This is a genomic window from Pseudomonas boreofloridensis (genome assembly GCF_030580795.1).
GTDB classification, from domain to species: domain Bacteria; phylum Pseudomonadota; class Gammaproteobacteria; order Pseudomonadales; family Pseudomonadaceae; genus Aquipseudomonas; species Aquipseudomonas boreofloridensis.
Map to the genome: position 1 here is coordinate 118757 of NZ_JAUQOQ010000011.1, position 21949 is coordinate 140705.

Sequence of the window (21949 nt, forward strand, 5' to 3'; positions counted from 1 at the left end):
TCAGTAGATACGAACTGGAACCATTTTCAATTGCGGCGACCGTCGATTCAATCCGTTGGTGGGGCCGATTCGTATGGCAAAGCGCGGGAAAACTATGGGGTTCGGTGGGCGGTGCTGCTGGGTAGGGTTGGGGGCTGCTGCGCAGCCCCGAATGCCTCACCCAAGGTCTTACGACTGGAACGTGGCCAAGTCCTCGCACACGGCGGCGAACGCGGCGAGGAAGTGGTCGGCCTCCTCGCGGCTGAGCACCAGCGGGGGCTGGATGCGCATCACCCGGTTGTTGTTGGCGGTGACGAAGGTGAGCACGCCGTGCTCCTGGGACAGCTTGGTCATGAAGCGCAGCACGAACATGTCCTCCAGGCTCTGCTCCACCGCCTCGGCGGCCGCTTCGAGATGCGCGCGGGCAGCGCCGGAGAGCATGCGGTAGGTGGCCATGGCCTGGCCGGGGATGCGCCCGGCCAGTTCCTTGACCAACGCCTGCACGCCGCCCTGCAGATCCTGCTGGAACTCGATGGCCAGCATCAGCCCGCGGCCACGCACCGCCACCAGGAACGGGTAGCGCTCGACCAGGTGCTGCAGGCCGGCCTGCAGGTGCGCGCCGATCTCGGCGGCATTGGCGGTCAGGTCGTCTTGCTCCAGTACGTCCAGCGCGGCCAGGGCGGCGGCGGCCGCGAAGTTGCCGCCGCCGAAGGTCGAGGTATGCAGGGCGAAGCGGTCGATGTCGCCGTAGGCCCGCTGCCACACCGCCTCGCGCGACAGCGTGGCGCCAATCGGCACCAGCCCGCCGGACAGCGACTTGGACAGCACCAGGATGTCCGGCGCGGTGTCGTCCCACTGGCAGGCGAACAGCTTGCCGGTACGGCCCAGGCCGGTCTGGATCTCGTCGAGGATCCACAGGCAGTCGAATTCGTCGCACAGCGCGCGGACCCCGGCCAGGTAGCCCGGCGGGGGCAGGATCACGCCGCCTTCACCCTGGATCGGCTCGACGATGAAGGCGGCCACATCGCCGCGTTCCAGGCGTGTGCGCAGCGCCTGGAGGTCGCCGAATGGCAGGCTTTCACAGCGCGGCAGCAGCGGCTCGAACGGCGTACGGTGCTTGGCCCGGCCGGTCACTGACAGCGCGCCGAGGGTCTTGCCGTGGTAGCCGTTGTCGCAGTACAGCACGCAACGTTTGTCGCTGGCCGCCAGCGCCAGCTTGAGCGCGGCCTCCACCGCTTCGGTGCCGGAGTTGCTGAAGAACACCCGGTTCAGCTCGCCCGGCGCCAGGGCCGCGAGGCGCTTGGCCAACAGGCTGGCATGCAGCGGCGCCGACAGGTACTGGATGAAGGTGGGGAACTGCGCCTGCAGGTAGCCTTGCAGGGCCTGGCTGATGACCGGGTGGTTGTGCCCGGTGTTGAGGCAGCCGTAGCCAGCGACGAAATCCAGGAAGCGCCGCCCGTCCAGGTCGGTGAGCCAGCAGCCCTCGCCATGGCTGAACACCCGCTCGATATGGTTGAACTGGTAGAACTCGCGCAGCACCGGGTTGATGTGATCGGCGAAGCTGTTCAGCACTTCGCGGCGCAGGGCCAGCGGTTCCTCGTGCGCATCGCGGGCTTGCAAGGTGCGACGCGGGTGGTGGTGGCGGTGCAGGCGGTCGAACGCCTCGCTGCCGAGCACCTCGCCTTCGCAGGTCATCGGCGAGGGGCTGAAACCATGACGCTCGGCGATGCGGCCGATCTCCAGCACCTTGTCCACCGGCAGCTCGCGGCCCAGGGAGAACGGTTCGGCGCGGCCTTCCAGGGCCAGGATCATGGTTTCGGCCAGGCAGCCATTGAGGCTGCGCTTGGGCTCCAGGCCCAGGCTGCGCAGGCCCAGGTGCACGGCGGGGCTGGCCGAGACCAGGCCGGCGTCCACCAGCAGGATGTCGCGGCGCTGGTGGTCCACGGCCATCACGTCCTTGGGCAACGCGGCGTCCAGCACCACCGAGCCCGGCAGCAAGCGACGCGGGTCGATCAGGCCGCCGCTGGAGGTGGCGGCGACGTAGAAGCGCACCTGGGCGTAACAGTCTTCGAGGTTGTCGTGCAGGCTGACCTGGGCGTGGTACTGGCTGGGCAGGTATTCGAGATTCGCCTGGGCTTGCTGGGCATTGCCCCGGTGCACCAGGCGCAAGCGGCAGCCCTGTTCGACCAGCAAGCGCGCCACGGCCAGGGCGATGGAGCCGGGATAGCCGAGCACGGCCACTTCGGCGTCCTGGGCGGCGATGCCCAGCAACCTGAGGCTGTCCATCAGGTTGGCATAGGCGGCGAAGGCGGTCAGCGAGTTGCCGGTGGTCACGGCCACGTCAGCCTGCTCCAGGGTGGCCACGCCACGGTTGCCGACGATCGCGGTGAAGCCGCCCAGGCCCACCAGTTCGGCGCCTTCGGCCTTGAGCGCGGCCACGCCCTGGAGCACGCGCTCGGCGATGGCCCGTGGCTGGCGCAGCATCTGCTCGGCGGTCAGCGGCATGAACTGCAGCATCCCCGAGCACTCGGCGCCACAGGCGCTGACGATGCGGCCGAAGTCGATGAACGGCACCAGGTTGCGGCGCTGCCAGCGTTCGCGCTGGTAGCCCCAGGCCTGTTCTTCCAGGGTGCGGTCGAGCAGGTCGACCAGCTTGACCTGATGCAGCAGGCCGGTGGAGGTGGGGTGGGCAATGAATCCGAATTTCATCAGCAGTTTTCCATGTTCAGGCGGCTCCAGGCCGTTTCCGAGACCAGGCTCAAGCCATCGCCCTCGGAGTTGTGGCCGAGCCAGACGTCGAAGAAGTTGAGGCGTCCCGGCGCGCTCAGCGCCTGGCGCAGGGTGTCGGGGCAGAAGTGCAGCAGGCGTGCGCGGCAGATGCTGATCGGGCCGAAGGCGCGCTCCTGCCACAGCGGTCCGTCGGCCAGGGGCACGTTGACTTGGCTGGCGCCGTGGCAGGCGTAGCGCTTGTCCAGGTAGGTCTGGATCATCGACAGCACACCGTTGGCCAGGTACATCACCGTGACGTTGCGCTGGGCGCCATCGGCGGCGCTGGCCAGGCTCATGGCCAGGCGCTGCTCGATGTCCGGCACCAGCGCGCGGGCGCCGTCGCCGATGAAGGCCAGCACATGGCGGCCGTCGTTGCGGGCGATGTACGGCAGCGACACCAGCGCATCGCCCATCAGTGCCCGGCCGTACCAGCCGGAAAAACCGGCGTCGGTGCGCGGCAGGTTGCGCAGCGCCGAGAGGCTGCAGCGGCCGACGTCGAAAACGCCGGTATAACGGTAGCCGTCGCGCTCGATCATCTCGCCGAGCAGTTGGCCGAGGCGGTGAAAGAAGAAGTTGGGCGTCATCGGCAGGGTTTCGATCTGATCGCTGGGCAGCACTTCGCGGGTGCGTTGCAGGCGCTGCAAGCGTTCGCGGCGCGCCTTGAGCAGCGTCGGCGGGACGGCCAGGCGCGGTTCGAGGTAGTCGAGCACGGTGTCCAGGGCGAGGGTGACCGGCAACTCGCAGAACGGCGCGATGTGCTCGGCTTGGCGGTTGATCTGCACGATGTGGAACAGGCGTTGCAGACGGCCTTCGGAGTAGGGCGTGGCCGACTGGTCGATCTTGCTTTTGACGAACACCAGCCAGGGCTTGTCCGGCGTGTCCTCGGGCTGTTCGAGAAAGGCATGCACACGGCGGCTGAAGCCGTACATCGACAGCGGACCGAGGTAGTTGGCCACCGGTTCCTGGTCCTGGTAGGCGCACACGCTGCCGGGGGCGACGAGGCTGTCGGCCAGGGCGATGCCGCTGCGCCGGGCCAGCTCGACCACGCGCTGGCGCTCGCGGGCGTCGAGCCGGCCACATTGCCAGAGCACGCGCGAAGGGGCGTGGTTGAGCACCTCCAGCAGTTGTTCGAGGCTGGCCTGCTGCTGCGCGCTCAGGCCATGGGCGGCGGGTTCGGTGGGCGCGGGTGGCGCGGGCTGATCCACCGCCGCGCGCGACTCCAGCACCGCTTGGGTGGCGAACAGGAAGGTCGGCGCCGGGCGCTGCGCCAGGGCCGCGAAGGCCTGTTCGACACAGGCCGGGGCTTCGTCGGGACGGCGTATGAAGCGCTGCCACAGGCCACGGGCGGCGATCACCTGGTGGCCGTCGTTGTCCGCGTCCAGGCTGCCCTGGAAGGCGAACCACACCGATTCGGGCGAGTCGGCGCAGATCACCAGGCCCGGCGCACCGGCGCGCTTGAGATTGGCCAGGGTGCCGCGCATCTCGTCGAGCATCCCCGAGGTCATCACGATCACATAGGCGCGCTGGTACAACTGCCAGCCGGCCAGGGCGCTGACCGCCAGGGCGTGCTCGTTGCAGGCGCTGTGGAAACCGCAGGCTGTGGGCCGCAGCAGCTCGCCGAGCGAGTCGAGAAAGCCGGCGACCATGGAGCCGGTGAAGAAATGGCAGTCCCAGGCCTGGCCCCAGCGTTGGGTCATGCGCTGCTGGATGTCGCGGGCCAGCGCCACCGGCTCGCTGGTCTGCAGCGTGGTGCGGGCCAGCAGGCGGTTGCAGTAGGCGTGCTCCAGGTGGTCGACGAACAGGCGCAGCAGGTCGGCGCGGCGCAGGGCCGGGTCGGGGTGGGGCACGCGCAGCAGGCGGTTGCCACCCAGCCGTTCGAGCCAATGCTGCAGGTGCTGCGGGTCGCACAACAGCACGGCGCTGCTGGGCGAGCGCCGGGCTTGGGGTTGGGCGTCGAGCAGCGCGTGCAGTGGGTCATGTGCGGGTTGCTGGGACAGATGGCGGGTGTCGAGCAGCACGTGGTCGCATGGGCAGGCCGAGGGCAGCGCGGCGTGGGCCTGGGCGAGGTCGTCGAAGGCCAGCAGTTCCAGCGCCAGGGCGCCTTCGCCGGCCTGCTGGCGCAGGTACGCCTCGGCCTGGCCAGCCACCTGGCGGTACAGGCTGTCCAGGTGCGCGTCCGGCCAATGCTGGCTGGCCAACGGGGTCTCGTGGCCCAACCAGTGGTTGAGCCGGTCGAGCACGGCGCTGACATCGGCCCGCAGCGCGGGGTCGCGGCTGATCAGGCAGATGCCGTAGCGGTGTGGCTTCATGGTTTGCCCTCCAGAGCGATGGCGGTGACACCGGGGGCGGCGTCATCGGGGGTGTGCAGCAACGCGTCGGTGCTGCGGGCGATGCTGTGGCGCACCCGCCAGGCCAGCAGCAGGGCCAGCAGCAATCCGCCGCACAGGCTGGCGAGCAGGCCGCCGTAGCCCAGGCGGTCGAGCAGCAGGCCGGCGAGCACCGGCGCTGCCAGGCGGGTGATGACGAACAGGCTCGATTGCAGGCCGTAGTCGCTGGCGCTGCGCTGCTGGCGGCTGAAGAACAGGGTCAGGCCGAACATCAAGGCCGACACAGCGCCCATGCCCACGGCCAGCAGCAGTGCGCCGGCGATCAGCCACGCCGTACCCAGCCGCAGCCATACCGCCAGGCCCAGCACCAGCAGGGCGAGCAGGGCGCTCGACAGGTACAGGACGATGGCCCGCGCGGTGCCCAGCACGCCGATCAGCCGACCGCCGAGCAGGCTGGCCAGCGCACCGAGGGCGCCACCGGCGATGCCGACCACCCAGGCCACCTGTTCCAGGGCCAGGCCTTGGTCGAGCAGCAGTGGCTTGAGGTACAGCCAGGCCGCGCCGATGAACGGAAATGCGCTGAGCAGCAGCCAGGTCCACTGGCGCGCGGCCGGTTGGCTGAAGAAACTCGCCCAGTCGGCCATCACCCCGGGCGCCGCCGAGGGCTGCGCGGGCGCGCTGGGCAAGCGTCGTCCGACCCATAGCAGCACCAGCACGCCGAGCCCCAGCGCCGTGCCCATGATCGCGAACGGCGCCTGCCAGCCCAGGCGCGCCTGCACCAGCAGCATTGCGCCGCCGCCGACGATGGCACCGACGAACAGCGCGGCGGCACGAATGCTGCCGGCGCGCACCTGCTCGCGGCGCGGCAGCCAGTGCACGGCCAGGGCATTGAGCGGGATGTCCATCCAGGTGGCGATGAGGCTGATGGCGAACGTCATGGCGAACAGTGCCAGGCGCTGGTCGATGAGGTTGTCGCGGGCGATCAGCGCGTACAGCCCGATCAGCGCCACGCTCAGCACCAGCAGCCAGCGTTGCAGGGGGGCACGGCCCAGGCGCACGCGCTGTACCGGCACCGCCAGCAGGAACTTGAACACCGCCGGCAGCCCGGCCAGTTGGAACAGCCCGATCTCGGTGCCGCTCCAGCCATATTGGCGCATCACCAGTGGCAGGCCGAACATCAGGTAGATGCTCGGCACCGCCAGGGCCAGGTTGAGCCAGCCGAACAGCAGTTGCAGCGCAGTGAGGCGGGCGCGGGTCATGGCATCACTCCTTGGCCTTGCGGGCGATCACGGCGGTGACCGGTGTCACCGGGTAGCGCACCCCGTCGATCTGCTCCACGCCGCACCAACCGTTGTCCCGGAGCTGGCCCGCCAGTTCGCCTTCGGCCAGCACGTGGCGGCCCTGCAGGCGCATGTGCAGGTAGTACGGCAGCACCTGCGCGGCGGCCGCGCGGGCCTGGGGCACTTCGGCCTGGCAGCACACCAGCAGCCCGCCGGGGACCAGGGCGGCGTGCAGGCGCTGTAAGGTGGCCGGCAGGTCGCGGACGAAGTGCAGCACCGAGGAACACCAGATCAGGTCGTAGCCGCAGCCGATGTCGTCGCTGTCGAGGTCGCCGCCCTGCGCATGCAGGCGAGCGCTGAGGCCCGCTGCGTCGATGTTGTGTGCGGCCACCGCGGCCGTTTGCGGGTACTCGAACACGGTGCCGCTGAGCGCCGGCAACTGCCTGGCCAGGGCGATGGCCACCAGGCCGGGGCCGCCGCCGAGGTCGAGCAAGCGGCGCAGGCGCGGGTATTCCGGCAGGCTGGCCAGCAACGCGCAGGCGCTGTCGCAGGTGACCGCGCGCTGCTCCTGGGCGATCTGCAGGCGGGCGGCATTGGCCCAGGCCTGGTCGAGCTGGACGCTGGTCGGCGTGCGCCGGGGCAGGCCATTGCGCAGGTAGTCGTCGAGTTGCGCGCCGGTCTCGCGCAGCACGCGATGGCGGAACATCAGCGCATCGCCGCAGTAGCTGGCGCCGTCGCTGCGCAGGTGACGGTCGGCCAGCGGGCGGTTGCGGTAGTGCGCTGGGTGCTGGGTATCGCGCTCAAGCAGGCCCTGGCTCCACAGCAGTTCGAGGAAGTAGCCGGTGCTGTCGGCGTGCCAGTCCAGGTGCTGTGCCAACTGGGTGGCGGGCTTGAACTGTTGCAGATGGTCGAACAGGCCGTGCTCCAGGGCCAGGTGCAGGGCATCGGCGCCCAGGCCACCCAGTTGCAGGTCCCAACTGGGCTGCAGCGGATGGGCGGTGGTGAGGTCCAGGGGCGCCGGGTGCGGGCGGGGGGCGTGTCGGGTCACGTTAACGTCCTGTCGTGGGCTGACCCGCGCCTTTGGGCAGGTCACGGGTCTGAAACGAAACGGGGCATGGCCGAATCGGCGGAAAGGGTGGTATATATTAAATGAGAATCATTCACGTAAAGTATGCGAGCCGGAGCCGTTTCTATGCGGCGCGATGGCCGCCGACCCTCAGGGATGTCTTGATGAACACGACCAATGCCGTTTCCCGCCTGGGCCTGGATCAACCCCGCCACCGTTCGGTGAGCAGCGATGGGCGTCTGCGCCTGCAACTGGACGAGACCTACGGGCAGTGCCACACCGACCTGCTGCAACTGGAGCAGGGGCTGTCCCTGGGCCGACTGCACTACCACCCCACGCGCACGCTGGTGGAAGAGACCTGTGGTCCGCACGACGGCCATGTGATGGTGGTCACCGTGGGCTTGCAGGGAAAATCCGGCTTCATCGGCCAGGACGGCAGCACCCTGGCCTTCGAGGCCGGGCACACCACCATCACCGCCTTTCGGGCCACGCCGGGCGAGCGGCGCTACCAGGCCAACGAGACCGCTTCGCAGCTGCGCGTGGTGATCGACCATGCCACGTTGTGCAAGTACGTCGGCGAGGCGCGGGCGACCGAGGTGCTGGGCAGCGGTCGCCTGCATCGCCTGGATTTTCGCCGCAGCTCCCAGGCCGCCCAGGCCCATGCCGCCGCACTGGTGCGCTACCTGCAACCGGGCGGGCTGGACCCGGCCCATCGCCTGGACCTGCACATCCACACCCTCAGCCTGCTGGCCGAGCAGTTCAACCTACTGGCACCGCAGCAGAGCAGCACGTCGGCGATGAGCACCTGTGACATCCAGCGCATCGAGCGCGCACGCAACCTGCTGTGCGAGCAACTGGACAAACCGCTGACCGTGGATTACCTGGCCACGGCGGTTGGCATGAACGAGCACAAGCTCAAGGAAGGCTTCCGCTACCTGTTCGATACCACCCCGGCGCGTATGCTGCTAGAGCTGCGCATGCGCAAGGCCATGACCCTGCTGGAAGCCGGGCAGCAGGTGGCGCAGGCGGCGTGGCAGGTGGGGTACAAGTACCCGAACAATTTCACCGTGGCGTTCACCCGCTATTTCGGGCGCTCGCCAAAGTCGATTTTCGGCAAGAAGCGCTGAGGGATCGGCGGGCAGCGGTTCGAGCTATTCAGCTTTGCCGCCGCCCTGGCCGGGACCGCTGTGCGGTCCAATCGCGACACAAGGCCGCTCCCACCGAGATTTGAGCTGCGCCCCAAATGTTGGACACCCGTCCACTTTTGGGTCGCAGCTCAGGCTTTTGTGGGCGCGGTGCGGGGGGAGTCCCGGGCTCTACAACTCGAAGCTGAGCCTCACGCCCACTTCGCGCGGCGGGCTGTAGACGGTCACCGCGCCGTTGAGCAGGCCCTGCGCGTCATAGCGCTTGTCCATCAGGTTGTCGACATAGGCGCTGACTGTGTACTGGCCAAACCGATACCCACCGCTCACATCCACCAGCCCGTAACCGGGACGCTGGTAGCGGTTGGCTGCATCCAGATAGATCTTGCCCACGGCGCTCAGGCCACCTTGCACGAACCAGCCGCCATCGGCGTCGTAGCGCAGGCCCAGGTGGCCGGTGAGGTCCGGGGCGAAGGGGTTGCGATGGTCCTTGTAGTCGTTGAGCCCCTCGCTGAAACGCTCGAAGCGCGTGCGGTTCAGGCCCAGCGCGGCGGTCAGCGTCCAGCGCTCGCCAAGCAGGTATTCCAGGTCCAGGTCCAGTCCGGTGGAGGTGGCCGACGCCGCGTTGGTGATGTACACCAGCCCCTGTTGCACCAACTGCTGCACCTGCATGTCGCGCACCTGCATGTGGTACAGCGCTGCCGAGTAGCGCAGGCGCTGATCGACGCTCAGGCCTTTGACGCCGATTTCGTAGCTGTTCACCCGCTCCGGGTCGTAGGCGGGGTTGCCGGCGTTGCTGGCGAAGGCGTTGAAGCCGCCGGCGCGCATGCCCTGGGTGTAGCTCAGGTACACCTGGGCGTCCTCGCTCAGGGCGTATTGCAGCGCGACCTTGGGCGTGAAGTGTTGCCAGCTGTCCGACTGGTTGCGGTTGCTGGCCGGATCGATCCAGGCGCGGGCGTACTCGTAGCGCCCACCCAAGGTCAGCGACCACGCCTCGGACAGCGGCTGCAGCCACTGTCCGAAGACGGCGGCGGTGTTGCCGCCCAGGTCGGCCTGGGTGCGGGTCAGCGCCATTGGCAGTTTCTGCTCGTAGTCCAGGCTGTGATCCTCGCGGTCGGCATACAGCCCCAGCAGCCAGCGGCTTTGGCCCTGCTCGCCGCTCAGGCGCAGTTCCTGGCTGAGGGTCTCGAAGTGGTAGTCGCGGGCCAGGTGCATGAGGTCGCGGGGCTGGAAGTCGGTGTCTTGGCGCAGGCGGTCGTCGAACACGCTGCGCGCGGTGATCGAACGCAGCCCGACCGTGTCGGACAGGGCGCGGCGCAGGTCCAGCGACCAGGTGTCGCCGCTGGAGTGGTTGCGTCCAGCCAGCCCGGCATTCACCGCCCGGTCGCGACCCTGGCGGCTGCCCCACTGCGAGGCCTCGTCACGGTATTTCAGGGCGCTGTAGCGCAGGGTCGCGTCGGTGAATTCATCTGGCGTCCAGCGCAGGGTCAGACGCCCGCTCTGGCGCTCGCGGTCGTCGGCCTTGCCGCCGGCGAAATCGTCGTCCAGGTAGCCGTCCTGGCGCGTCCACTGGCCGGCCACGCCGCCATACAGCGTGCCCTCGATCAACGCCGTGCTCAGGTCGGCGCTGACGGTGCGCTTGTCGCGGCTGCCCAGGGTGGTGTCCAGCCGCGCGTAGTCGGCGGCGTCCGGCTGGCGGGTGAATACGCTGAGCACCCCGGCTTCGGCGTTGCGTCCGTACAGCGCCGACTGCGGTCCGCGCAGGATCTCCACGCGTTCGACGCCGACCAGGTCGTTGTCGAAGCCTTGCCCGCGCAACACCGGTACGCCGTCCACCAGCATCAGCAGCGAGTTGGAAAAGGCCGTGGCGTTCGAGGTGAGGCCGCGCACCACCGGCAACTGGGTGCCGGACTGGCCGAACGGCTGGAAGGTGAAGCCGGGTGTGCGCCGCACCAGTTGTTCGAGCGACTGCACCGGCGTGCTCTGCAGCGTCGTGGCGTCGATCACCGAGAGGCTGGCCGGCAGGCGCTCGCGCGACTGCTCCAGTTTGTCGCTGACCACCACGGTGTCTTCCAGCATCACCCGTTCGAGCGCGCTTGCCGGCATCGCTCCGCCTGCGGCCACCAGCCCGCCGAACACGCCCCCCAGCCATCCCCTCGTCATCTCTGCTCCCCGTGCCTGCAAGACGCACCCCGAACGGGCGCGCGACGGACGGCATTGTAGCTTGCTATCGAGAATCATTTGCATCGGGACGCCTATGCGCAAGCGCTAGATTCCTATGCGCTGCGGCCCTGCGCGACGGTTGCCCACACCGACACTAACGGCTAAGGTCGCCGCCTTGATTCACGAGAGGCAACCATGGGCTACCTGATTATCGTCGCGCTGATCCAGGCGTTTTCCTTCAGCCTGATCGGCGAGTACCTGGCCGGGCATGTCGACAGCTACTTCGCCGTGCTGGCGCGCGTGCTGCTGGCCGGTCTGGTGTTCCTGCCACTGACCCGCTGGCGCCAGGTCGAGCCGCGTTTCCTGCGTTCGATGCTGCTGATCGGCGCACTGCAATACGGCATCACCTACGTCTGCCTGTACCTGAGTTTCCGCGTGCTGAGCGTGCCGGAGGTGCTGCTGTTCACCATTCTCACGCCGCTGCACGTGACCTTGATCGAAGACGCCTTGAACCGCCGCTTCAACGCCTGGGCACTGCTCGCGGCGCTGGTGGCCGTGGCCGGTGCGGCGGTGATCCGCTTCGACCGCATCAGCGGCGAGTTCTTCGGCGGCTTTCTATTGCTGCAACTGGCCAACTTCACCTATGCCGCTGGCCAGGTGCTGTACCGCCACCTGATCGCCCGGCACCCGAGCGATCTGCCGCACTACCGGCGCTTCGGCTATTTTTACCTGGGTGCGCTGATGGTGGTGCTGCCGGCGTTCCTGGCGTACGGCAATACCCAGCGCCTGCCGAGCACCGACGTGCAATGGCTGGTCCTGCTGTTCCTCGGCCTGTGCCCCACGGCGCTGGGGCTGTACTGGTGGAACAAGGGCGCCTGCCTGGTCTCCGGCGGTACCCTGGCGGTGATGAACAATCTGCACGTGCCGGTGGGGCTGTTGCTGAACCTGCTGATCTGGAACCAGCACGAACCGCTGGGGCGCTTGTTCATCGGCGGCGCGGTGATCCTGGCGTCGGTGTGGCTCAGTCGCCTGGGCGAGCGCCGTGCCCCGTCGCTGGCGGGCAAGGGCAAGGGCTAGGCGCGGCGAGCGCGGGCTGAGCCTTCACCCGGCGCGCTGGCAGCAAGGCATAGAGCGCCGGCAGCACGAACAGGGTGAACAGCGTGCCGATGAGCATGCCCCAGACCATCACCATGCCCAGCGAATGCCGGCTGTTGGCACCGGCGCCGCTGGCCAGCAGCAGCGGCAGCGAACCGAAGACCATGGCGGCGGTGGTCATGATGATCGGCCGCAGGCGGATCTTCGCCGCGGTTTCGATGGCGCTGATGCGGTCCAGACGCTCGCGCACCTGCAGTTCGTTGGCGAATTCGATCATCAGGATGCCGTGTTTGCTGATCAGTCCGATCAAGGTCACCAGCCCGATCTGCGTGTAGATGTTGACCGTGGCGAAGCCCATCGCCAGCGGGATCAGCGCGCCGAGCAAGGACAGCGGCACGGTCACCAGGATGATCAGCGGGTCGAGCATGCTCTCGAACTGCGCGGCCAGCAGCAGGTAGATCACGATGATCGCCATGACGAAGGCCAGCGCCAGCGAGCTGCCTTCCTGCACGTACTGGCGGCTTTCACCGGACCAGTCGATGCTGTAGCCGTCCGGCAGGCTCGCCGCTTCGCGTTGCAGGAAGGCGATGCAGTCGCCCAGGCTCACGCCGGCCGCCGGGACGGCTTGCAGGGTGATCGCATTCTGCTGGTTGAACTGCTTGAGGGTGTTCGGTTTGGTGGTGGTCTCGGCGCGCACCACGGCCGACAGCGGCACCAGCTCGCCACTGCGGCTGCGCACGTACTGTTGGCCCAGCGCCTCGATCGTCGAGCGGGCGCCCTGGGTGCTCTGGGCAATCACGTCGTAGGAGCGGCCCTGCAACGCGAAGCGGGTGGTGTAGCCCTCGGCCAGGAAGGTTTCCAGTGAATCGCCGATGGCCTGCATGGAGATGCCCAGGGCATTGGCCCGGTCGCGGTCGACATGCAGATCGACGTTGGGGCTGTCGAACTCGATGTCGCTGTCCAGGGTGGCGAACAGGCCACTGTCCCGGGCCTTGCGCTTGAGGCTGTCCATGGCGTTGTACACATCCTCGAAATCGGCGCTGGCGCGCAGGATCATCTGCACCGGCAGGCCGCCGGTGGAGCCGGGCAGGGGGGGCAGTTGAAAGGCGAAGAGGCTGGTGCCCTGGATGTCGCCGACACGCGCTTGCAGATCGCCCTGGATCGTGGCCGCCGTGCGTGAGCGCTCATCCCACCGGCTCAGGTTGACACCGGCGAAGCCGTTGGCCGGACCGTCGGTGCCGTTGATGATCCAGCGGCTGATCACCTCGGGGATGTCCTTGAATGCGTCGTCCAGTTCGGCGGCGTAGCGCTCGCTGTACGCCAGGTTGGCGTACTGCGGCGCCTTGATCACCGTGAGGATCGACGCCTGGTCTTCGGACGGCGCCAGTTCGTGCTGCGCGTGCAGGTACAGCAGCGGCAATGCCAGCAGAATCAGCACACTGCTTAGAACCACGGCCCAGCGCAGGCGCTGCACCTGCACCAGCACCCGCGCATAGTACTGCTGCGCTTTGCTGAACAGGGCGTCGGAAAAGGCGGCGCTGCGGCTGGGCGAATGGGCTTTCATCAGCGTCGCGGCCAGCACCGGTGACAGGGTCAACGCCACCACGCCGGAGATGATCACCGCGCCCGCCAGGCTCAGCGCGAACTCTTTGAACAGCGCGCCGGTGAGCCCACCGATGAAGGCGATGGGCGAATACACCGCCGCCAGGGTCAGGGTCATGGTGATCACCGGCACGGCGATTTCCCGGGCGCCGAGCAGCGCCGCCTGCCAGGGCGAGGCTCCGTCGTCGATGTGCCGGTGCACGTTCTCCACCACCACGATGGCGTCGTCCACCACCAGGCCGATGGCCAGGACCATGGCCAGCAATGTCAGCAGGTTGAGGCTGAAGCCGAAGGCGAACATCAGCGCCGCCGCGCCCAGCAGCGACAGCGGAATGGTGACCAGCGGGATGATCACCGTGCGCAGCGAGCCCAGGCACAGGAAGATCACCACCGCGACGATCAGCGAGGCTTCCACCAGGGTGCGGGTGACCTCGTCGATCGAGGCCTTGATGAACAGCGCGGTCTCGAAGGCGATGTCCGCCTCGACGCCGGGCGGCAGGGTTTTCTTGATCGCCGGCAGCAGGTTGTTGATCTGCTCGACGATGGTCAGCGGGTTGCCGGCGGGCGCGGCGAACAGGCCCAGGTGCACGGCCGGTTTGCCGTCCATCAGCGCGCTGGTTTCGCGACTGGCGGCGGCCAACTCGACGGTGCCGATGTCCTTGACCTTGATCAGTTCGTTGCCGGCGCTGCGCAGGGTCATGTCCTGGAATTGCGCGATGCTCTTGAGGTCGGTGTCGACCTGGATGTTGGTGACCGTCAGGTCATCCTTGAGGTTGCCGGGGGCGGTCTGCACGTTTTCCGCGCGCAGGGCCTGGGCCACCTCTGCGGCGGTGATGTTGCGCGCGGCCAGGCGCGACGGATCCAGCCACAGGCGCATCGCCAACTGCTGGCCGCCGAAGGTCTGGATCTTGGCCACGCCGTCGATGCCGGACAGGCTGGGAATCACTTCCCGGGACAGGTAGTCGGTCAACTGCGCCAGCGACAGTGTTGTGGTGGAGAAGCCTACGTAGGCGACCGCCGTGGAGTCGCCAGCCGACTGTTCGATGACCGGGTCATAGGCTTTCTCCGGCAGCTTGTACTTGACCTGGCTGACCTTGGCGATCACGTCGGACAGCGCTTTGGTAGTGTCCGCGCCGAGCTTGAGCCGCACCTGCACCGTGCTCAGGCCCTGCTTGGTGGAGGAACTGATGTAGTCGGCGCCCTCGATGGTGGCGCTGGCCTGGGCGATCGGCTGGGTGACGAAACCTTGCATCAGCTCGGCGGAGGCGCCGGGGTATTCGGTGGTCACCGTCACCGTGGCGCTGTCGAGCAGCGGGTACTGACGCACCGGCAGGTTGTTGAGCGCCAGCAGGCCGGCGAGGACCAGGAAGGCATTGACCACCAGGGCGAGGATCGGCCGGCGCAGAAACAGATCAGTGAAGTGCATGGGCCGCTCCTTGCCGGGCTGCTTGAACCGGGGCAGGGCTGGGCACGGGTTGGACGTCCTGCCCGTCGCTCAGGCGGTTCTGCCCGACCTCCACCACTTCGTCACCGGGCTCGAGGCCTTCGGCGATCACCCGCCAACCCTCGCTGCGGGCACCGGTCTTCACGGCGACCCGATGCACCTGGGCGCGCTGCTCGTGGCGGGTAATGCGGTACACCACGTCGCCGTAGGCGCTGCTGACGATGGCGGTGGTCGGCACCACCAGGGCGGGCGCGGCCGAGGCGCGCACCACGCGCACATCCGCCGACATGCCGGGCCTGAGCGCGGGGGGCGCCTCGGTCAGGATCGCCTGCACGCGGGTCATGCGTGTGCTGTCGAGCAACGGATCGAGGGTGGTGATGCGCGCGGAGTAGGTCTGATCGGGCAGGGCGCTGAAACTCAGCAGCACCGCCTGGCCCTGATGGACCTGGGCGCTGGCGTGTTCATCGAGGGAGAAATTCACCCGCAGTTCGCTGAGGTCAATCAGGCTGGCGAGGGTGTCTCCCGGGTTCACGTACTGGCCCACATGCACTTTGCGAATACCGAGCTGGCCGGCGAAGGGCGCGGTGATGGTCTTCTGCGCGATCACCGCCTCGACTTTGGCCAGCATGGCCTTGGCGGCGTCCAGGTCCGCCTGGGCGTTGTCCAGGTCTTCCTTGGCCACTGCACCTGCCGGGATCAGTTGGCGGATGCGTTGCAGACGCTTTTGCGCCCTGGCCGCCAGTGCCCGCTGATGATCGGCTTCGGCCCGCTCCGGCGCGCTGTTGAGGGTCACCAGCCGCTGGCCTTTCTGAACCCTCTGGCCGGAATCGAAACTCAGCGCCTCGACTTTGCCGCCCACTTCCGCGCTGACCAGCACTTGTTCGCCCGCTTCCAGGCTGCCGATGCTGTCGAAATAACGGGGTAGCGACTGGGTCTTTGCCTGGACGGTTTGCACGTTGGTGGGCGCCGGCGCTTCGCCGCTGGCCTGCTGCGCCGTCGTGGTGTTTGGCATGGCGTACACCGCGATGACGATGACCAGCGCTAGGCTGACGAATAGAGCAAGTTTCTTGCGCATGGGCAGATCATTCCTTGATCACACTTTCGCTGGACAATTGAATCAACAACACCCCGATGAAAATCATTGCCACACCCAGTATTCGGTACAGCGTGACCTGTTTGGTCGGCATCCCCATCAAGCCGAAATGGTCGATGATGAGCGAGGTGAGCAATTGGCCGCCAATGACGCAGGCCATGAAACTGGTCGTGCCCATGCGCGGCGATAACAACAACGCGGCGGTGATGTAGATCACCCCGGCAATCCCCCCCACCCAGGCCCACAACGGCAGGCTGGTGGCGGCACCGAGTTGAGGTGCGGGTGCACGCAGCGCCAGCAGTACCGGCGCAATGGCTATCAAACTGATGATCAGCGACACCACCGTGGCCCATAAGGGATGACCGACGGCGCGTCCCAATGCGGCATTGGCTGCGGCCTGGAACGGCACGACTGCGCCTGCGGCTATGGCTGCGCCGACAAGCATCGCGGTAGACATCGAAAGAGGAGTGGTCATTGGCTATCGCTTCATCAGTGGTTGTTTTGGACTTGATTTTGAAATATGAATAGAGGGAATGGAAATTCGTATAACCAACGGATGGTATTCAACGGATGAATAATCTTCGAAGTATCGACCTCAATCTTCTGGTGACCTTGCAGGCACTGTTGGTCGAAAAGCACATCACCCGCGCTGCCTCCCGTTTGCATAAAAGCCAACCTGCCGTGAGCCATGCCTTGGCGCACTTGCGCCGATTGTTCGATGACCCGTTGCTGATCCGCCGCGGCGGTCACCTGGAGTTGACGGCCAGGGCGACCGAACTGCTGCATCCGCTGAACGACGCGCTGGGACAGATCGGCACGCTGTTCGAGCCGCCGCAATTCGACCCCACCAAAGCCAAGCGCGTGTTCCGCCTGGCCATGTCCGATTACGGCTCGCGTGTACTGTTGCCGGGGCTGACCCGGGCGTTCAGGGCCATGGCGCCGGGCGTGGAATTGCTGGTCAGTCAGGCCAGTCGGGAGTCGATGCTGGCCGATGTGCGAGAGAGCGAAGTGGATCTGGCGCTGGGGGTATTCCCTGGCAAACAGTCGGACGAATTGCGCCAGCACACCTTGTTTTCCGAAAGCTTCGTCTGCGTGGCGGACTCCTCCAGCATCCCCGAGAAGGGCATCGCCGACCTCGACGGTTGGCTGAAACGGCCCCATGTGCTGGTGGCCATGCGCGCCGGCAACGACAACGAGGTCGACCGCGCCCTGAACAAGTTGGGCGTGCAACGCCAGATCAGCGTGGCGTTGCCGCACTGGAGCGTGGCCAGCGACCTGATCGCCGGCACCGACCTGATTCTGACCGTGGCGCGGCGAAGCCTGGACAGTGTCGAGCGCGACGGTCGGCTGCGCCTGTTCGAACCCCCGTTCGACATTCCCCAGTTCGACTTCAAGATGATCTGGCACCCGCGCCGCGAATCCGACACGGCGCATACGTGGTTGCGCCAGATGATCATGCGCGTGGCGAATGAGCAATGAATACGGCGTGAATCAATTCAGCGTCAGCGGTTTTTATCTTTACAACTAACCCAACCCGACAGGCTCGCTCTACAGTCAGCTTTTTGCCCACGTCAATGCGCCTGGCGCCTTCGTTCGAAGTGCGCCTTTTTTTATTCATAATCCTAAAGGAATAGGAACTTTCCAAGTGCGTTATTCGTCGCGCGAATAGTCTGGATGCGAACAAAGAATTGGCATTCGTGCCGCCTGCGGATAACCCTATTCGCGGCACTTATGGTTTTTATTGTCTTGCACAGGTGCTGGAACTAACAGGGTGCATAGAACACTGTTTTCCAACCACTAAGGAGAGTGAAATGACATTGGAAAGCGCCGAATACAATGTGATTGGCGGGCTGTTCGAGAGCTTTACCGATACCGCCGCCCAGCGCGAGGTGGAAGTTCGCACGATTCTTCATATGGTCGGGGACGTGCACGGCAAGTCGATCCTCGACGTGGCCTGCGGCTTCGGCTATTTCGGCCGTCAACTGCGCCAGCGCGGGGCGCGCAAGGTGGTCGGGGTGGACATCTCGCAAAAGATGATCGACCTCGCCAGGGAAGAGTCCGCGCGCACTGGCGACGACCTCGAATTCCATGTTCGCGATGCCTCGAAGATGGAAAAGCTCGGCAACTTCGACATGGTGGTGGCGGCGTGGCTGTTCAACTACGCCTCGTCCCTCGACGACTTGGAGAACATGTTCAAGTGCGTCGCCGCCAATCTTTCGACCGGTGGCACTTTAGTGGCTTATACCGTGGAGCCCGACTTCGAACTGGGCCTGGGCAACTTCACGTCCTACGGCGTGAATGTCCGCACCGAAGAACCCTGGGGACCCGGTTATCGCCACCAGGCCGAGTTCGTTACCCAGCCGCCGAGTCCATTCACCTTTTATCGCTGGGGACGTGCCGACTATGAACGCGCGGCGAAGAACGCCGGGTTCAGTTCCTTGCGGTGGCAGAAGCCGCTGTTGCTCAAGGCGGACGAGCAAAAGTACACGCCCGGCTTCTGGGACGTGTTCAAAGACAACTGTTTGCAGACCGGGCTGGTGTGCACGCTGTAACGCGCGCCCATAACAAGAAACGGAGTAGCTCCATGGGACTCATGAGTTTTCATTCTCCCGAGACGTTGCGTCGAGCCAACCCACAGTTGTCGGATCGCGAATTGCTTGGCCTGCCAGCGTCCTTCACCCCCAACCGCACGCTGAACCTGTCGGCGGACAGTTTCGGCGCACTGGTTGCCGGTGGGGTGGCGCACTGGGTCGATTCGCTGGAAAGCCAGGACTGCGCGCTCGCCTATCGCTACACGGCCGGACAGATCCTCGCCAGTGTGGGCGATCCGCGCCTCAATCCGCTGGCCCCGAACATGGTGCTGGTGCCTGAAGCCACGGCGCAGATCGGCCTGGCCTGCGAACGGTTGCCGGCGGTGATGCAGTCGTTGGCCGACCTGAACCTGGACCCGGACTGGATCGCCAAGGAAACCCCTCGGCACGCGGTCGACTTGCCCGCCTACAAGATCGGTCGTTACCCGGTCACCAACCTGGAATACAAAGCGTTTCTGCTCGATTCCCAAGCGCCGCGTATCCCGACCGACTGGTTCCTCGGGCGCTACCCGCTCGAACGCGCCAACCATCCGGTGTCCGGCATCAGCGTCGAAGACGCGCAGTGCTACATCGAGTGGCTGTCGGCCAAGACCGGGCGCGCGTTCCATCTGCCCAGCGAAGCGCAATGGGAGTACGCCGCAGCAGGGCCGCAGGGCCTTCAGTACCCCTGGGGCGAAGACTTCCTGCCCGATCACGCCAACACCGCTGAACTCGGCGTGTTCACCACCACCCCGGTGGGTCTGTTCGCCAATGGCGCTTCGCCATTTGGCTGCCTGGACATGGCAGGCAACGTCGAAGAGTTCGTCGCCGATGACTACCACGCCTATCCCGGCGGTGCGGCCATCGAAGACGACCTGGTGACGGCCGTCGGCACCCATCGAGTCGCCCGCGGCGGCAGCTACTCGCGGTTTCGCGATCTGGCCCGCACCACCCGGCGCCATGGAAAGTTTCCAAGGGATATCTACGTCATGGGTTTTCGTCTCGCTGAAAGCGTGTAGTGACAAGGACCCGTCATGCAGTGTGATCAGAAGAGGGTTGCTCGTATGCCAATCTATAAAGTTAAAAATACCGTGGACATCCCCATCCTCCAGGGGGGCAAGGTCGGTAGTTTCGTGTCCTTCGAAGGGTTTTCGCCCAGCGAAGAACACATCGCCATCGTGGTCGGTGACGTCACCCAGCAAGCGCCGCTGGTGCGGATTCACTCCGAGTGCCTGACCGGCGATATTTTCGGTTCGCACCGCTGCGACTGCGGCGCGCAATTGAACGAAGCGCTCGAGCGCATGGCCGACGAAGGCGGCGTGCTGCTGTACCTGCGCCAGGAAGGACGCGGCATCGGCTTGTACGCCAAGCTCGATGCGTACCGCCTGCAGGACACCGGACTGGACACCTTCGAGGCCAATCGCCGCCTCGACCTGCCCGAGGACGGCCGCGACTTCGCCATCGCCGCCGGCATGCTGCGCGGCCTGGGCATCACCCGTTGCCGGCTGATGACCAACAACCCCGACAAGGTCTCCACCCTCAGAATGCACGGCATCCAGGTGGACGAGGTGATTTCCACCGGCGTGTTCCTGACCGAGCACAACCGCCATTACCTGGCCGCGAAAATCGCCAAGAAGAACCACGACATCAATTTGGGTCTGGATCGTTCAGCTTAAGGAAAAGTTGCGATGAAACATTTTGCCCCCATCAGCGGCATCGCCAGTTTTGCCGAGCAATACGTTGCCACTGCCGGTTACGACAATCAGGTCATCCTCTGGGATGCGCCGCGTAAACAAGCCTTGCACCGGGTGTTTCACGATCACCTGGCCAATCAATGTGCCTTCAACGCCAGCGGTACGCGCCTGGTCACCGCCAGCAGCGACTACACCGCGCGCGTCTGGGAAGTGCCGTCGATGCGCCTGAAGGCGGCGCTGGTCGGTCACCGCGACGACGTCGAGATGGCCGCCTTCAACCCGGCCGGCGACCGCATCGCCACCTGCTCGCGGGATCACACCATTCGCCTGTTCGAGGCTGAAACCGGTGCCTGCCTGCGCACCCTCGAAGGCCACAGCGCCGACGTGATTTCCATCAGTTGGAGTGCCGACGGCCAGCAACTGGTATCCAGCAGCGACGACGGCACCATTCGCCGCTGGAACGTGCAGACCGGCGAGCAAGTGGAGCGCATCGACCTGGGTGGCGTGGAAACCGACACCATCGCCCTGGCCAGCGACGGCACCATCTTCGCCGGCGACGACGAAGGCCGCCTGACTGTCATCGACGCCAGCGGCACCACCCGCCTGCAGGCCCATGCCGCTGGGGTGAAACGGGTGGTGTGGGACCAGCGCAAGGGTTGGCTGATCAGCCTGAGCTACGACCGCTCGGTGGTGCTGTGGCGCTACCAGGCTGGCACCCTGACGCGCCTGGCGCACAGTTCCCTGCCGAGCATCATCTGGCCGCGCAGTTGCGCGTTCCTGGGCGATGAGCGCATCGCCTTCGTCACCTTCGGCTCCACCTATGCGGTCTGGGATCACACGACCGACACCTGGGACCTGGAGGGCATCGACCACGCCATCAGCCTCAACGCGGTCTCCATTCACAACGGCCACACCTATGCCATCGGCGATGCCGGCAAGCTGCTGATCGATGGTCAGCCCAGCACCCTGATCGGCAGCCTGTGCAATTTCCTGCTGCCCTTCGGCGAGGAAATGCTCACTGGCGGGCAAATGGGGCAGGTCTATGACGCAGTGACTGGCCGGTTGATCCACCAGCATCGCTCGCCGCTCAATTGCGCCACGGCGTTCACCCGGCACGGCGTGGCCCACGCGGCGGTGGGCACCTACACCGGCGAGGCGCTGATCTTCAAACGCGATGTCCAGGGGCAGGCCGAGTTCGTCTGCGAAGTGTCGATGCATGACAACGCCATCAAAGGCATTTCCGCCGACGAGGAATACCTGTTCAGCGTATGCGCCACGGCCGCTGCCGCCTTCCACCGGGTAGACGACTTCTCCCTGGCCCGGCATGTGGAACAGGCGCACGAGCGCATTTCCAATGGCTGCGCCACGGTGCAAGGCGGCTTCGCCAGCATCGGTCGCGACCTCAAGCTGCGTATCTGGTCCGGTGACGCCTCGCAGGTGTACGAGACGCCGCATGTGCACTCGGTCAAGTGCATCGCCGCTTCGGCCGACCAGCAGGTGATCGCCACCGGCAGCTATGGCGGCACCGTGGCGCTGTTCGACCTTCAGCAGCGACGCTGGACGCACCGGGTCAAGCCCACCACCAGCGGCATTTCCTGCATCACCTACTCCCCGCAGGACGGCCTGTTCCTGGCCAGTTCCTACGATGGGCAGTTGTACCCCATCTCCGTCAGCGCTTGATGCGCACCCGCGCCGGCCTGCACGGCGGCGCGGGTTTTTCCGTCT

15 protein-coding genes are annotated in these 21949 nt (G+C 66.3%); 7 read left to right on the forward strand and 8 right to left on the reverse strand.

The annotated features are described in order from the left end of the window. Positions 1–168: 168 nt before the first annotated feature. From pigE to Q6A47_RS15005, 4 genes are read right to left on the reverse strand one after another with little or no spacing between them, the layout of a single operon-like run. Positions 169–2688 (reverse strand): prodigiosin MAP biosynthesis aminotransferase PigE, encoded by a 2520-nt coding sequence (gene pigE / locus Q6A47_RS14990; RefSeq protein WP_304484673.1) that lies wholly within the window; start codon positions 2686–2688, stop codon positions 169–171. Beyond that, positions 2688–5057 carry a thiamine pyrophosphate-binding protein gene (locus Q6A47_RS14995; RefSeq protein WP_304484674.1) on the reverse strand — a complete coding sequence of 790 codons (2370 nt, stop codon included), beginning with the start codon at positions 5055–5057 and terminating at the stop codon, positions 2688–2690. Before Q6A47_RS14995 ends, pigE begins: the two co-directional genes overlap by 1 nt. Beyond that, complete coding sequence (locus Q6A47_RS15000) at positions 5054–6334, reverse strand: MFS transporter (RefSeq protein ID WP_304484675.1); 1281 nt, start codon at positions 6332–6334, stop codon at positions 5054–5056. Before Q6A47_RS15000 ends, Q6A47_RS14995 begins: the two co-directional genes overlap by 4 nt. A 4-nt stretch (positions 6335–6338) precedes the next feature. Further along, the gene (locus Q6A47_RS15005) at positions 6339–7403 is read right to left on the reverse strand and encodes a methyltransferase domain-containing protein (protein ID WP_080754707.1); all 1065 of its coding nucleotides are present in this window, start codon (positions 7401–7403) and stop codon (positions 6339–6341) included. 182 nt (positions 7404–7585) lie between these two features. Between Q6A47_RS15005 and Q6A47_RS15010 the strand changes: the two genes are divergently transcribed. Then, on the forward strand, positions 7586–8548 hold the full coding sequence (locus Q6A47_RS15010) for a helix-turn-helix domain-containing protein (RefSeq protein WP_052191974.1): 963 nt from the start codon (positions 7586–7588) through the stop codon (positions 8546–8548). A gap of 189 nt (positions 8549–8737) precedes the next feature. On the opposite strand, the gene Q6A47_RS15015 is transcribed toward Q6A47_RS15010, so the two are convergent. Further along, positions 8738–10726: a TonB-dependent receptor gene (locus Q6A47_RS15015; protein WP_304484676.1), complete on the reverse strand. Its 1989-nt coding sequence runs from the start codon at positions 10724–10726 to the stop codon at positions 8738–8740. Between the two features lie 195 nt (positions 10727–10921). Between Q6A47_RS15015 and Q6A47_RS15020 the strand changes: the two genes are divergently transcribed. After that, positions 10922–11803, forward strand: a complete 882-nt coding sequence (locus Q6A47_RS15020; RefSeq protein ID WP_304484677.1) for a carboxylate/amino acid/amine transporter — start codon at positions 10922–10924, stop codon at positions 11801–11803. Here Q6A47_RS15020 and Q6A47_RS15025 read toward each other — a convergent pair. From Q6A47_RS15025 to Q6A47_RS15035, 3 genes are read right to left on the reverse strand one after another with little or no spacing between them, the layout of a single operon-like run. Then, positions 11748–14849 (reverse strand): efflux RND transporter permease subunit, encoded by a 3102-nt coding sequence (locus Q6A47_RS15025; RefSeq protein ID WP_304484678.1) that lies wholly within the window; start codon positions 14847–14849, stop codon positions 11748–11750. The two genes, Q6A47_RS15020 and Q6A47_RS15025, sit on opposite strands and share 56 nt — an antisense overlap. Further along, positions 14836–15942: an efflux RND transporter periplasmic adaptor subunit gene (locus Q6A47_RS15030; protein WP_304484679.1), complete on the reverse strand. Its 1107-nt coding sequence runs from the start codon at positions 15940–15942 to the stop codon at positions 14836–14838. Before Q6A47_RS15030 ends, Q6A47_RS15025 begins: the two co-directional genes overlap by 14 nt. A gap of 7 nt (positions 15943–15949) precedes the next feature. Beyond that, positions 15950–16435, reverse strand: a complete 486-nt coding sequence (locus Q6A47_RS15035; RefSeq protein WP_029612364.1) for a DMT family transporter — start codon at positions 16433–16435, stop codon at positions 15950–15952. A 95-nt stretch (positions 16436–16530) separates the two neighbouring features. On the opposite strand from Q6A47_RS15035, the gene Q6A47_RS15040 reads away from it, so the two are divergent. The 5 genes from Q6A47_RS15040 to Q6A47_RS15060 all read left to right on the forward strand — a co-directional run bounded on the left by Q6A47_RS15040 (position 16531) and on the right by Q6A47_RS15060 (position 21904). Next, positions 16531–17439: a LysR family transcriptional regulator gene (locus tag Q6A47_RS15040; protein ID WP_304484680.1), complete on the forward strand. Its 909-nt coding sequence runs from the start codon at positions 16531–16533 to the stop codon at positions 17437–17439. A 332-nt stretch (positions 17440–17771) separates the two neighbouring features. Then, positions 17772–18512, forward strand: a complete 741-nt coding sequence (locus Q6A47_RS15045; RefSeq protein ID WP_039576187.1) for a class I SAM-dependent DNA methyltransferase — start codon at positions 17772–17774, stop codon at positions 18510–18512. 32 nt (positions 18513–18544) lie between these two features. Continuing rightward, a complete protein-coding gene (locus Q6A47_RS15050; RefSeq protein ID WP_116887785.1) occupies positions 18545–19549 on the forward strand; it encodes a formylglycine-generating enzyme family protein in 1005 nt (334 codons plus the stop codon). Positions 19550–19594: 45 nt separating this feature from the next. Then, on the forward strand, positions 19595–20206 hold the full coding sequence (locus Q6A47_RS15055) for a GTP cyclohydrolase II (protein ID WP_304484681.1): 612 nt from the start codon (positions 19595–19597) through the stop codon (positions 20204–20206). 12 nt (positions 20207–20218) lie between these two features. Continuing rightward, positions 20219–21904, forward strand: a complete 1686-nt coding sequence (locus Q6A47_RS15060; RefSeq protein WP_304484682.1) for a WD40 repeat domain-containing protein — start codon at positions 20219–20221, stop codon at positions 21902–21904. The last annotated feature ends 45 nt before the right edge of the window (positions 21905–21949 follow it).